The sequence below is a fragment of the Variovorax paradoxus genome, assembly GCF_030815975.1.
GTDB classification, from domain to species: domain Bacteria; phylum Pseudomonadota; class Gammaproteobacteria; order Burkholderiales; family Burkholderiaceae_C; genus Variovorax; species Variovorax paradoxus_N.
The window spans coordinates 821,921-834,076 of sequence record NZ_JAUSXL010000002.1 but is presented as its reverse complement, the minus strand read 5'-3'; the positions used below and the strand labels follow the sequence as shown (position 1 = coordinate 834,076).

Annotated in this window: 11 protein-coding genes; 8 read left to right on the top strand and 3 right to left on the bottom strand. The window is 68.4% G+C overall.

Annotated elements, in window-relative coordinates; genetic code table 11:
* The first annotated feature begins 101 nt into the window (after nt 1-101).
* The 4 genes from QFZ47_RS07715 to QFZ47_RS07700 are packed head-to-tail and all read left to right on the top strand — an operon-like array spanning nt 102 to nt 5,098.
* On the top strand, nt 102-1,115 hold the full coding sequence (locus tag QFZ47_RS07715) for an ABC transporter substrate-binding protein (protein ID WP_307655083.1): 1,014 nt from the start codon (nt 102-104) through the stop codon (nt 1,113-1,115).
* Nucleotides 1,116-3,389 (top strand): ABC transporter permease, encoded by a 2,274-nt coding sequence (locus QFZ47_RS07710; RefSeq protein ID WP_307655082.1) that lies wholly within the window; start codon nt 1,116-1,118, stop codon nt 3,387-3,389.
* Nucleotides 3,386-4,435 carry an ABC transporter ATP-binding protein gene (locus tag QFZ47_RS07705; RefSeq protein WP_307655081.1) on the top strand — a complete coding sequence of 350 codons (1,050 nt, stop codon included), beginning with the start codon at nt 3,386-3,388 and terminating at the stop codon, nt 4,433-4,435. The genes QFZ47_RS07710 and QFZ47_RS07705 overlap by 4 nt, the downstream gene beginning before the upstream one ends.
* Nucleotides 4,436-4,447: 12 nt before the next feature.
* Nucleotides 4,448-5,098, top strand: a complete 651-nt coding sequence (locus QFZ47_RS07700; protein WP_307655080.1) for an HAD family hydrolase — start codon at nt 4,448-4,450, stop codon at nt 5,096-5,098.
* Here the strand turns inward: QFZ47_RS07700 and QFZ47_RS07695 are convergent.
* Nucleotides 5,085-5,762 (bottom strand): lipocalin family protein, encoded by a 678-nt coding sequence (locus tag QFZ47_RS07695; protein WP_307655079.1) that lies wholly within the window; start codon nt 5,760-5,762, stop codon nt 5,085-5,087. The two genes, QFZ47_RS07700 and QFZ47_RS07695, sit on opposite strands and share 14 nt — an antisense overlap.
* A gap of 246 nt (nt 5,763-6,008) precedes the next feature.
* Between QFZ47_RS07695 and tal the strand changes: the two genes are divergently transcribed.
* The 3 genes from tal to QFZ47_RS07680 all read left to right on the top strand — a co-directional run bounded on the left by tal (nt 6,009) and on the right by QFZ47_RS07680 (nt 8,994).
* Entirely contained in the window at nt 6,009-6,965 is a 957-nt protein-coding gene (tal, locus tag QFZ47_RS07690; protein WP_307655078.1) for a transaldolase, read from the top strand.
* 2 nt (nt 6,966-6,967) lie between these two features.
* Entirely contained in the window at nt 6,968-8,527 is a 1,560-nt protein-coding gene (gene pgi / locus QFZ47_RS07685) for a glucose-6-phosphate isomerase (RefSeq protein WP_307655077.1), read from the top strand.
* Nucleotides 8,528-8,664: 137 nt separating this feature from the next.
* The gene (locus QFZ47_RS07680; protein WP_307655076.1) at nt 8,665-8,994 is read left to right on the top strand and encodes a DUF805 domain-containing protein; all 330 of its coding nucleotides are present in this window, start codon (nt 8,665-8,667) and stop codon (nt 8,992-8,994) included.
* Nucleotides 8,995-9,002: 8 nt separating this feature from the next.
* Here QFZ47_RS07680 and QFZ47_RS07675 read toward each other — a convergent pair whose 3' ends face one another.
* Together QFZ47_RS07675 and QFZ47_RS07670 are read right to left on the bottom strand one after the other, a co-directional pair.
* Nucleotides 9,003-10,067 carry a 4-hydroxythreonine-4-phosphate dehydrogenase PdxA gene (locus QFZ47_RS07675; RefSeq protein ID WP_307655075.1) on the bottom strand — a complete coding sequence of 355 codons (1,065 nt, stop codon included), beginning with the start codon at nt 10,065-10,067 and terminating at the stop codon, nt 9,003-9,005.
* Nucleotides 10,068-10,101: 34 nt separating this feature from the next.
* Nucleotides 10,102-10,971: a Bug family tripartite tricarboxylate transporter substrate binding protein gene (locus tag QFZ47_RS07670; RefSeq protein WP_370880570.1), complete on the bottom strand. Its 870-nt coding sequence runs from the start codon at nt 10,969-10,971 to the stop codon at nt 10,102-10,104.
* Nucleotides 10,972-11,171: 200 nt separating this feature from the next.
* Between QFZ47_RS07670 and QFZ47_RS07665 the strand changes: the two genes are divergently transcribed.
* Complete coding sequence (locus QFZ47_RS07665) at nt 11,172-12,110, top strand: LysR family transcriptional regulator (RefSeq protein WP_307655074.1); 939 nt, start codon at nt 11,172-11,174, stop codon at nt 12,108-12,110.
* The last annotated feature ends 46 nt before the right edge of the window (nt 12,111-12,156 follow it).

Below are 12,156 nucleotides of genomic sequence, written 5' to 3'. Positions count from 1 at the left end.
TTCAACCGAATGGTACTTGTACCGATTCATGAAACCTGTACGAAAGCTACGCTCCACCCCGGCCGAAAGGCCTATTTTTGTTTTCGTTGCGGGGTTTTCACATGAAGAAGCTTTTTACTGCAGCGGCATTGCTGGGTTTGTCGGCCGCCGCGTCGGCGCAGGGCACGGTCAACGTGATCTGTTCGGTCCAGGCCGAATGGTGCAACGTGATTGCCACCGTGTATGCCCGCACCACCGGTACCCGCATCAACATGTCGCTCAAGGGCTCGGGCGAGGCGCTGGCCCAGCTCATCGCCGAGAAGGACAACCCCAAGACCGACATCTGGTTCGGCGGCACCGGAGACCCGCACCTGCAGGCGGCCGAACAGGGCCTGACGCTCGAATACAAGTCGCCCACGCTGGCGCAGCTGCATCCCTGGGCGCAGCAGCAGGCGAAACAGTCGGGCTACAGGACCGTGGGCATCTACTCCGGGCCGCTGGGCTTCGGCTACAACCCCGAGCTTCTCGCCAAGAAGAAGCTGCCGGTGCCCAAGACCTGGGCCGACCTGCTCAAGCCCGAATACAAGGGCGACATCCAGGTGGCCAACCCGGCGTCGAGCGGCACGGCCTACACCATGATCGCCACGCTGGTCCAGCTGATGGGCGAGGACAAGGCCTTCGACTACCTGAAGGCGCTGCACCGCAACGTGGGCCAGTACACCCGCTCCGGCACGGGCCCCATCAAGGCGGTGGCGCGCGGCGAAACGGCCGTGTCGATCAGCTTCGTGCATGACGGCCCGGGCGAGAAGATGCAGGGCTTTCCGGTCGAGACCATCACGCCCAGCGACGGCACCGGCGCCGAGATCGGCTCCATGAGCATCATCAAGGGCGCGCGCAACCTCGAGGCTGCGAAGAAGTTCTACGAATGGGCGCTCACGCCCGGCGCGCAGGAACTCGGCGCCGCCAACAAGCAGTTCCAGCTGCCGAGCAACGCGAATGCCAAGCTCGACCCGCGCATTCCCGACTTCAAGAAGATCAGGTTCATCAACTACGACTACGCGAAGTACGGTGCCAGCGCCGAGCGCCGCCGCCTGATCGCGCGCTGGGAAAAAGACGTCAATTCGCTGCCGCGCTAAGTGCAAGCCCCTTCCATCGGCGGCGCGCCGGTCAATCCGGCGTCGGTGGCCGCCGCCCGGCGGGCGCAGCGCTGGATTTGGGCCTGGGTGGCGCTGGGCCTTGCGGCCTACCTGCTGCTGCCCTGGTACGCGATCCAGGACTCGAGCTGGTACGAAGCCGTTCCGCAAGTCTTCGGCCGGGCCGAGGGCGCCAACGGCCTGATGCAGGCAGCCACGCAGGGGCGCGGCTGGCTCTTCATCGGGCTTGCCGGCCTGGCGATGTGCGCCATCGGCGCCTGGCTGCCGGCCGGCCGTGCGCAGGGGCGCTGGCTGCTGGCGGGCGGCGCCATCGGTGCCGTGGGCCTGGCCATCGCGGGCTTCGCCATCGGCGCGCGCGGCTGGAGCTTTGCGGCGCTCAACGCGCAGTTCGGCGAACTCGCGATCAACCAGTTCGGCATCGGCGCAGGCGGCTTCGTGGCGCTCGCGGCGTTGACGCTGCTGGCCGCCTTCGGCATTGCGCGGCTCGGGCTTTTCAAGGGCGACCTGTTCGTGGCGGCCGCGGTCATCGGCTGCGGGGTGCTGATGGCGCTGTTCATCGCCTACCCGGTGAGCAAGGCGCTCGCGGGGGCCTTCCTCGACGAAGACGGCCGCTGGTCGGTCACGGCCTTTGCCGCGCGCGTGTTCGCCGAACGCATCTGGGGCGTGGGCTGCCTGGCGGGCGGCGTGCGCTGCGGCGTGGCCTGGAACACGCTCGTGCTGGCATTGCTGACGGCAGCCGGCACCACCTTCCTCGGCACCCTGATGGCGTTGATGGCCGAGCGCGGCAGCAGGCGCGGCCAGGCCGCGCTGCGGGTGCTGGCGCTGCTGCCGATCATCACGCCGCCCTTCGTGGTGGGCCTCGGCCTCATCCTGCTGTTCGGCCGCGCGGGCATCGTCAACCAGCTGCTCGAGAGCATGTTCGGCATCGAGCCGACGCGCTGGTTCTACGGCATGCCGGGCGTGCTGGTGGCGCAGCTGTTCGCCTTCACGCCCATTGCCTTCATGATCATGCGCGGCGTGGTGCAGGGCATTGCGCCCAGCCTGGAGGAGGCGGCGCAGATGCTGCGCGCCGACCGCCGCCGCACCTTCTTCACCATCACGCTGCCGCTGCTGAAGCCCGGGCTGGCCAATGCCTTCCTGGTGGGCTTCATCGAAAGCATTGCGGACTTCGGCAATCCCGTGGTGGTGGGCGGGCAGTTCTCGGTGCTGTCGACCGACATCTTCTTTGCCATCGTCGGCGCGCAGTACGACCAGGGCCGCGCGGCTTCGCTGGCGTGGGTGCTGACGGTCTTTGCGCTCGGCGTGTTCGCGCTGCAGCGCGGCGTGCTCGGCAAGCAGAACTACACCACCGTGAGCGGCAAGGGCGATGCGGGCATTGCGATGGCGCTGCCCGACGGCGTGCGGCGCACGATCCAGTGCATCGCACTGCCCTGGATCGCGTTCACCGCGGTGGTCTACCTGTTCGCCTTTGCGGGCGGCTTCGTGCAGACCTGGGGGCGCGACTACAGCTTCACGCTCGATCACTTCAAGAACGCGTTCGCGCTCGAATGGGGCCAGTTCGGCCTGGTGTGGGCCGGCACCGCATGGAATTCGCTGCTCACCACGCTCAAGCTCGCGGGCATCTCGGCGCCCATCACCGCCGCGCTGGGCCTGCTGATTGCCTGGCTGCTCGCGCGCAACGAGTTCAAGGGGCAGAGCGTGTTCGAGTTCGGTGCGCTGCTGGCCTTTGCCATTCCGGGCACCGTGCTGGGCGTGAGCTACATCCTGGCCTTCAACGTGCCGCCGTTCGAGCTCACGGGCACCGGGCTGATCATCGTGCTGTGCTTCATGTTCCGGAACCTGCCGGTGGGCGTGCGGGCCGGCACCGCGGCCTTCAAGCAGCTGGACCGGTCGCTGGACGAAGCCTCGCTGATGCTGCGCGCTTCCACGGCCCAGACACTCTTCAAGGTGATGCTGCCGCTGCTGAAGCCCGCGCTGGTGGCTGCGCTGGTCTACAGCTTCGTGCGCGCCATGACGACGGTGAGCGCGGTGATCTTCCTGGTCACGGCCGAGAACGAACTGGCCACCACCTACATCATCGGCCGCGTGGGCAACGGCGACTACGGCATTGCGCTCGCGTACTGCACGGTGCTCATGATCCTGATGTCGCTGGCCATTGCGCTGGTGCAGTTCGTGGTCGGGGAGCGCAAGCTGGGGCGGCGCGGGGCTGTGCCTCCGCATGAGGGGCATCACAAAATGGAAAGCTTGGCAGCATGAACGGCATCGAATTCCGCAACGTCACCAAGCGCTACGGCACCGACAGGAACGGGCCGCTGGCGGTCAAGGGCATCAGCTTCGAGGTGCCGGTGGGCACGCTCACCACTATCCTCGGGCCCTCGGGCTGTGGCAAGACGACCACGCTGCGCATGATCGCGGGGCTCGAATCGGCCACCTCGGGCTCGATCTTCATGGGCGGGCGCGACGTCACCACGCTAGGCCCGGCCGAGCGCAACGTGAGCATGATGTTCCAGAGCTACGCGCTGTTCCCGCACATGAACGTGATCGAGAACGTGGGCTACGGCCTGCGCATGAGCGGCGTGAAGAAGGACGAGGCCATCTTGCGGGCGCGCGGCGCGCTCAAGGGCGTGGGGCTGGTCGGTTTCGACGAACGGCTGCCCAGCGAACTCTCGGGCGGCCAGCAGCAGCGGGTGGCACTGGCGCGCGCGCTGGTGCTGGAGCCCGCGGTGCTGCTGTTCGACGAGCCGCTGTCCAACCTCGATGCCCGGCTGCGGCGCGAAATGCGCGAGGAAATCCGCGCACTGCAGCAGAGGCTGAAGCTCACGGTGGCCTACGTCACGCACGACCAGAGCGAGGCGCTGGCCGTGAGCGACCAGATCATCGTGATGGACCACGGTGTGATCGCCCAGCGCGGCACGCCCGAGCAGCTCTACGCCCGGCCAGAGAGCGAGTTCGTCGCCGGCTTCATGGGCGAGGCGATGGTGTTCCCGGCGGTGGCGCAAGCCGACGGCAGCGTCGCGCTCGGCCCGCTGCGCCTGCGGCCGCGCCATGCGGTGGCGCCCGGCGCGGTGAAGGTGGCGGTGCGGCCCGAGGCCTGGCAAATTGGGGCGGGCGGCGCCAGCGACGGCCTGCCCGCCACGCTGCGCAAGGCGGCCTACCTCGGCAGCTTCTACGAATACGGCTTCGACACGCCGCTGGGGCCGGTGTTCGTGGTGTCGCCCGATCTTTCGAGCCCGCTGGCCGCGGGCGCCGAGGCCATGCTGTCGCTGGCGGCGCATGGCGTCAGCGTGGTGCCCGGCGCGTGAAACAATGGCGCCATGAACGTGGTTTTCGATCTTGGCGCCGTGCTGCTGGCATGGGAGCCCACCCGGCTGGTGCAGGCCCATCTTCCTGAGCATGCCCCCACGGAAGCTGCCGCAGCGGCGCTGGGCCGCGCACTCTTCCACCATGACGACTGGATGAGCTTCGACTGCGGCACGCGCTCGCTGGACGACGCCATCGCGCGCATGGCCCAGCGGCTGTCGCTGCCGGCGGCCCGGCTCGACGCCATGCTCGGCACGCTCGGCGAGCGCCTCGAGCCCATTGCCGTCACCGTGGCGCTGCTCGAAGAGCTGTTCGCCCGGCGCGAGGCCGGCGAGGCGCTGCGCCTGTACTACCTCTCGAACATGCCTGCGCCGTACGCGCGCGCGGTCGAGCGCCGGCACGGCTTCATGCGGCGTTTCGACGGGGGCGTGTTCTCGGGCGACGTGAAGTTCATCAAGCCGGAGCGCGAAATCTACGAACTGCTGGCGGTGCGCCATGCGCTCGATCCCGCGCAGACGGTGTTCATCGACGATTCGGCCGCCAACGTGGAGGCCGCGCGCGCCTTCGGCTGGCAGGCCGTCCATTGCACGCATCCCGCGGCGCTGGCGGCGCAGCTGGCGCGCCATCTGCCGGCGGTGCCGGTTGCCCCGACTATCGGCCGGTGAGCACCACCTTGGACGTATCGAAGCCCAGGCTGGCGGCGTAGTCCAGCTCGGCCTGGAGGGCGTCGTCTTCGAGGCGGGGTGCGCGCGAAAGAACCCAGAGGTATTCGCGGTCGGGCGTGCCGACCAGCGCCACCTGGTAGTCGCGGTCGAGCTTCAGGATCCAGTAGTCGCCCCACACCATCGGCAGCCAGCTCAGCCATGAGGGCGCAAAGCGCACTTCGAGCCGGCCCGCGCCGGGCTGGCCCGCCACCGGCACCACGCGGGCCGTTCCGACGGCCTCGTCGAAATTGCCGTCGGGCCGCACGCAGCGGTTGAGCACCTGCACGGTGCCGTCGGGCTGGGGCGTGTACTCGGCGCTCACGGGTCCGGCGCACTGTTTCTGGAAGCGGTTGGGCAGGCGGGCCTGCTCGTGCCAGATGCCGGCATAGCGCTGGATATCGACTGGCGCCACCACCTGCAGCGGCGCGCGCATCAGGGGCGCGCCATCGGCCGGGCCGGGCAGCTGCGCCCGCGCGCTGCGGCCCGCGCCCATGGCGATCCAGGTGGCGACGCCGCCCACCACGAAGGCCGTGGCCAGGGTGCCGATGGAACGGCTGGTGCGCCGGTCGTCGAAAGGAGCGCGGCTGGCAGCGGCAGGCGCCGCGGAGCGATGGCGAAAAGGCATGGACGTGGCACTCCTGTGATCGAAAGCATCAAAAAAGGGGGAAGGCCAGCGTAGCGCCCGGCCGGGGCGGCGTGCCGTCAGCGACGGACCACAGCCGCTGTAGGGCAGGGCGGCCGGCATACAACCCTGTCGGCGGCAGGCCGATGCAGGGCGGTGAAAACCCGTGCTACGGTGCGCATGAAAACATCGGCCCCAGCGCAACTGCGTGCAGGACTTGTCATCACCCGCACTGGATAATCTTTCTCCATGAACCAACTCGATGCTCTCCGCCAATGGACCACCGTGGTCGCCGACACGGGCGACTTCAAGCAACTCGCCATTTCCAGGCCGCAGGATGCGACCACCAATCCGTCGCTCATCCTGAAGGCGGTGCAGAAGCCCGAGTACCGGCCGCTGCTCGACGAAGCCGTCAGCAAGCACGCGGGCAAGCCGCTCGACGAGGTGATCGACCGGCTGCTGGTGCGCTTCGGCACTGAAATCCTCTCGATCATTCCGGGCCGTGTGTCGACCGAGGTCGACGCGCGCCTCTCGTTCGACACGGCCGCCACCATTGCGCGCGGCGAGCGTATCGTGGCGCTCTACAAGGCCGAAGGCATCGACACCGGCAAGCGCCTGCTGATCAAGGTGGCCTCCACCTGGGAGGGCATCGAGGCGGCGCGCGTCCTGGAGCAGAAGGGCATCCGCACCAACCTGACGCTGCTGTTCTCGTTCGCCCAGGCCGTGGCCTGCGGCGCGGCCGGCGTGCAGCTCATTTCGCCCTTCGTGGGCCGCATCTACGACTGGTACAAGAAATCGGCCGGCGCCCAATGGAACGAGGCCGCCAGCGCGGGCGCGAACGATCCGGGCGTCAAGTCGGTGCGCCAGATCTTCGAGTACTACAAGCAGCACGGCATCAAGACCGAGGTGATGGGCGCGAGCTTTCGCAATGTGGGACAGATCCAGGCCCTGGCCGGCTGCGACCTGCTGACCATCAGCCCCGAGCTGCTGGCTGAACTGGCCGCGAACAACGAGCCGCTCGCGCATGCGCTCGATGCCAAGGCCGCGCCAGGTGCCGACGTGCCGAAGCTGAGCTACGACGAGGCCGGCTTCCGCTTCGCGCTCAACGAAGACGCCATGGCCACCGAGAAGCTCGCCGAGGGCATCCGCGCCTTTGCGGCCGACGCCGTGAAGCTCGAAAAACTCATGCAGGAAAGCCGCAAGTAACCATGGCCATGACCCTTCGCTGCGACCGCGCGCCGGCCTGGGCGCAACTGCAGGCCGCCTTCGAGACCGCAGGCCGCCAGTTCGACGTGCGCCACGCCTTCGTCGACGATGCCGGGCGCTTCGAGCGCTTCAGCCAGGAGGCGCCGCACGTGTTCGCCGACCTGTCGAAGAACCTGATCGATGCGCGAACCCAAGAGCTGCTGTTCACGCTGGCCCGCGAGTGCGGCCTCGAGGCACACCGCGACGCGATGTTCGCGGGCGAGCACATCAACACCACCGAAGACCGCGCCGTGCTGCACACGCTGCTGCGCGCGCCGGCCGATGCGCCGACCGGCCCGAAGACCGCGAACGAGCTGCGCGAAGTGCACGCCACCCTCGATGCGATGCTGGCCTATGCAGAGAAGGTGCGCAGCGACCACACGATCACCGACGTGGTCAACATCGGCATCGGCGGCTCCGACCTCGGCCCGCAGATGGCGGTGCTGGCGCTGGCCGAGTTCGCCGCGCCGGGCAAGCGCTTTCACTTCGTCTCCAACGTCGACGGCCACGAGCTGGCGAGCGTGCTGCGCGACCTGGCGCCGGAGCACACGCTGTTCCTCGTGGCCTCCAAGACCTTCACCACGGCCGAGACCATGGCCAACGCGCTCTCGGCCAGGCGCTGGTACGAGCAGTCGGGCGGCACCGACATTGCCGGCCACTTTGCCGCGCTCACCACCAACGTGGAGGCCGCGAGGCAATTCGGCATCGACACCACCTTCGGCTTCTGGGACTGGGTGGGCGGGCGCTATTCGCTGTGGTCGGCCATCGGATTGCCGATTGCGCTGGCCATTGGCGCCGACGGCTTCCGCCGGCTGCTGGCGGGCGCGCATGCGATGGACGGGCACTTCCGCAGCGCGCCGCTCGAGCAGAACCTGCCGGTGCGGCTGGGCCTGCTCGACGTCTGGTACCGCAACTTCCACGGGTTCACGAGCCGCGGCATCGCGCCGTACCACAGCGCCTTGAAGCGCCTGCCGGCCTACCTGCAGCAGCTCGAGATGGAGAGCAACGGCAAGCAGGTCGATGCGGAGGGCGCGGCGCTTTCCATCGGCACTTCGCCCGTGCTCTGGGGCGAGCCCGGCACCAACGGCCAGCATGCCTACTTCCAGATGCTGCACCAGGGCACCGACGTGATCCCGCTCGAATTCGTGGCGGTGCGCGATGCGGCGCACGATCTCGACGGCCACCACCCCAAGCTGCTGGCCAACGCGCTCGCGCAGGCGCAGGCGCTGATGGTCGGCAAGCTCGATGCCGGCGGCCACAAGAACTTCCCGGGCAACCGGCCGAGCACCTTCTTCGTGTTCGACAAGCTCACGCCCGAATCGCTGGGCGCTTTTCTCGCGCTGTACGAGCACCGCGTGTTCACCAGCGGCGCGCTGTGGGGCATCAACAGCTTCGACCAGTGGGGGGTGGAGCTCGGCAAGGTGCTTGCCAAGGACATCGAGCCGCGCCTGGCCTCGGGCGACATCATGGGGCTCGACGCCTCGACGGCGGGCCTGCTGAAACGCCTGGGCACCCGGGCTTGATTCGCTGAAAGGCCAGGCAACGGGCCAATCAATAGGCCGTTTGTTTGCGAACGGATGGCCGAATGTACTGTTGAAAGATGCATCGATATGATCGGCCCGGGGAATTTCCCTGGGATTCAATCAAGAGGAGTCGATCAATGGACTTTCAAACAGCGGTCAAGACCTGCTTCAGCAAATACACCGATTTCAAGGGGCGCGCATCGCGTTCGGAGTACTGGTGGTTCGTGCTGACCGAGCTCGTCGTTCTCATCGTGGCGGGTCTGGTCCATGAATATGTGTACTTCATCGCGGCGCTGGCCTTCCTGCTGCCCGTGCTGGCCGTGGGCGCGCGCCGCCTGCACGACATCGGCAAGAGCGGCTGGCTCCAGCTGTTGATGATCATTCCGATCGTCAATCTGGTGCTGATCTATTTCTACGTGCAGCCGTCGCAGCCCGAGGCCAACCCGCACGGGGCGCCCGCCGCCTGAGCTTCGCGTCAGGCTGCAACTTCCGCGCTGGAGAGCGCGCGCACCGGCGCACCGTTGGCCATGCGCACGCACAGGTCGAAGGCCTGCTGCAGCCCTTCGATCTGCGCGATGCCCTTGCCCGCGATGTCGAAGGCGCTGCCGCTGGCCGAGGTGGCCACCGGCACGGGCAGGCCGCCATGCAGGGTCACGCCCTCCTCGAAGCCCATGAGCTTCATCGCGATCTGGCCCTGGTCGTGGTACATCGACACCACCGCATCCACGTCGCCGCGGCGCGCGCCGATGAACACCGTGTCGGGCGAGAACGGGCCGCGTGCGTCGAAGCCCTCGGCGCGCAGCCGCTCGATGGCCGGCGCGATGATCTCGATCTCTTCCATGCCGATGGAGCCGCCATCGCCCGCATGCGGGTTGAGCCCCGTTACCGCAATGCGCGGCTGTGCCACACCGGCGCGGCGCAGCGCTGATGCAATGATCTTCACCGCATCGCTCACGCCCTCCACAGTGATGTGGCTCGCCACGTCCTTCAGCGGAATGTGCGAGGTCACGCGCGAGGTCCAGAGTGAACCGGTGAGGTTGAACTCGCAGACGAAGCCCGTCACCGCGAAACGCTCCTGCATGTAGCGCAGCTCGTCCTCGTGCACGAGGCCGCCCAGGCGCAGCGAATGCTTGTTGAGCGGCGCGAAGAGAATGCCCTCGGCCTGTCCGCGCCGCACGGCCGCGGTGGCGAGTTCGAGCGCCTCGAAGGAAGCGCGGCCCGAGGCCTCGTTCGACTCGCCGAGCACCGGCTCCCGGCCTTCCATCCAGTCGTGCAGCAGCAGGGTGGGGCGGCCGTCCTCGAAGCGCAGATCGTCGAATCCGCCGACCCGCAGCGGGTCGAGCTTCGTGCCCGCCGCGCGCTCGCCTGCGGCCAGCACCACCGGGTCGGCAATCAGCAGCACGCGCGCGGCGTCCAGGTTGCGCTGGCGCGCGAGCAGCTTCACGGCCATCTCGGGGCCGACGCCGCCGGGGTCGCCGAGCAGCACGGCGATGCGGGGCTTGGCAGGGATGACGCTCGGGGTCTTCGATGGGGTGGACATGTGGTCAGGAATGAAATGATGAAAAAGGGAGGCCTTACTCGGCCTTGATGTTGGCGTCGCGCACGAGCTGGCCGTAGTGGTCGAACTCCTGCCTGTTCATTGCCGCGAAGGCGTCGCCGGTGACCGTTCCGGGCTCGCCGCCCAGGGCCTTGATGCGCGTTTGCACGTCGGCCAGCTTCAGCGTGCGCACGAGCTCGGCGTTCAGCCGCTCGACCGCGGGCCGCGGCGTGCCGGCCGTCACGTAGAGGCCGTACCAGGTGGAGACGTCCGCCCCCTTGATGCCCTGCTCGGCCAGCGTGGGCACGTCGGGCAACTCGGGCGAGCGCTGCGGCGCGCTCACGGCCAGCGCGCGGAACTTGCCGGCCTTGATCTGGCCCATGGCCGACGAGGTGCTGTCGAACATCATGTCGACTTCGCCGCCGATGATGTCGATGTGGGCCTGCGAGCTGCCCTTGTAGGGCACGTGGATCGACTTCATGCCCGTGGCCAGGTTGAAGGCCTCGCCGCCCACGTGCTGCGTGCTGCCGATGCCGGAGGACGCGTACTTGAAGCCGCCGGGTCTGGCCGCCATGGCCGCCACCAGGTCCTTCACCGACTTGTACGGCGAACTGGCCGAGACCACCAGCACGTTGGGCATCACGGCCACCAGGCCGATCGGCTGCAGGTCTTTCAGCGGGTCGTACTTGAGCTTGAGGATGTGGGGCGCCACTGCCTGCGCGGTGTTGGTGGCCAGCAGCAGCGTGCTGCCGTCGGCCGCGGCGCGCGCCGTGAGCTCGCCGGCAATGGTGTTGGAGGCGCCGGGCCGGTTCTCCACCGTCACCGGCTGCTTGAGCACCGGCGCAAACTTGTCGGCCAGCACGCGCGCCAGGATGTCGGTGCCGCCGCCGGGCGAGGCGCCGACCATGATGCGCAGCGGCTTGTCGGGGTAGGCCGGCTGCTGGGCGCCGGCGGTGGCGCCCAGCAGCGCCAGCGCAGCCGCGCCCGCTGCGCGGGCAAGAAAAAGATGGCTTCATCGGTGTGTCTCCTGCTTGTTTGGCGCGAGCTTAGGGAGCTTTGTGCGCCCGATCCAATCGAAAAAGGCCGAAACTCCATATACTTTTGTGCATGACTTCCGGTTCCGGCCTGACCGACGCGTCGCTGATGCTCCATGTGCGGCCGCGCCAGTTGCTCCTGCTGGCCCGGCTCGACGCCCACCGCCACCTGGGCCGCGCGGCGGAGGCCATGAACATCAGCCAGCCGGCCGCCACCAAGCTGCTGCAGCAGCTGGAGGATTCGCTGGGCGAAAGGCTCTTCGAACGCCTCGCGCGCGGCATGGAGCCCACGCCGTATGGCGAGATCCTGATCCGCTACGCCCGCCGCGTGCTCAGCGACTTCGGCAGCGCCCGCGAGGAAATGCTTGCGCTGCGCTCGGGCCTCAGTGGTTCGCTGCGCGTGGGCAGCGTGCCGGGCGCCGTGCCCGAGCTGCTGGCGCCGGCGCTGGTCGAATACCACCGCCGCCATCCGCAGGTGGCCGTGTCGGTGGTGGTCGAGACCAGCGACGTGATGCAGGCGCAGCTGGAGCAGGGCGATGTCGACCTGGTGCTGGGCCGGCTCACCGATGCCCACGACGAGGCGAAGTACGCGAGCGTGCCGCTCTTGGGCGAATCGCAGGTGGTCGTGGTGCGCGCCGCGCACCCGGTGTTCGAGCGCGCCACCGTCGTCACGCTGGCCGAGATGGCGAACTGGTCCTGGGTGCTGCAGCCGCCGGGCTCGCCGCAGCGCGGGCGCTTCGAGGCGGCCATGCGGGAGGCGGGCATCCAGGCGCGGCTCGACATCATCGAAACGGCATCGCCCATCGCCATCACCGCCTTGCTCGAGAACTCCGACATGGCGGCCGTGATGCCGGCTTCGCAGGCCAACCACTACGCCCGGCTGGGCGTGCTGCGCACGGTGGCGGTGGAGCTGCCGGTGCGCGTGCCGCCGATCTGCCTCGTCACCCGGCAGGATCGCCCGCTCTCGCCGGCCGCGGCGCAGTTCCGGCGCCAGCTGCTGGGCGGCGCCTGAGGCCTTTGGCTTGCGAGTTTCCATGCTGTATTGCGTTGATTAGGGA

Excerpts from the sequence above, each read along its gene's own strand:
- QFZ47_RS07675 (WP_307655075.1), bottom strand. The coding sequence starts at position 10,067 with ATGTCCACCCCATCGAAGACCCCGAGCGTCATCCCTGCCAAGCCCCGC.
- QFZ47_RS07665 (WP_307655074.1), top strand. The coding sequence starts at position 11,172 with ATGACTTCCGGTTCCGGCCTGACCGACGCGTCGCTGATGCTCCATGTG.
- pgi (WP_307655077.1), top strand. The coding sequence starts at position 6,968 with ATGGCCATGACCCTTCGCTGCGACCGCGCGCCGGCCTGGGCGCAACTG.
- QFZ47_RS07700 (WP_307655080.1), top strand. The coding sequence starts at position 4,448 with ATGAACGTGGTTTTCGATCTTGGCGCCGTGCTGCTGGCATGGGAGCCC.
- tal (WP_307655078.1), top strand. The coding sequence starts at position 6,009 with ATGAACCAACTCGATGCTCTCCGCCAATGGACCACCGTGGTCGCCGAC.
- QFZ47_RS07695 (WP_307655079.1), bottom strand. The coding sequence starts at position 5,762 with ATGCCTTTTCGCCATCGCTCCGCGGCGCCTGCCGCTGCCAGCCGCGCT.
- QFZ47_RS07680 (WP_307655076.1), top strand. The coding sequence starts at position 8,665 with ATGGACTTTCAAACAGCGGTCAAGACCTGCTTCAGCAAATACACCGAT.
- QFZ47_RS07705 (WP_307655081.1), top strand. The coding sequence starts at position 3,386 with ATGAACGGCATCGAATTCCGCAACGTCACCAAGCGCTACGGCACCGAC.
- QFZ47_RS07715 (WP_307655083.1), top strand. The coding sequence starts at position 102 with ATGAAGAAGCTTTTTACTGCAGCGGCATTGCTGGGTTTGTCGGCCGCC.
- QFZ47_RS07670 (WP_370880570.1), bottom strand. The coding sequence starts at position 10,971 with ATGGTCGGCGCCTCGCCCGGCGGCGGCACCGACATCCTGGCGCGCGTG.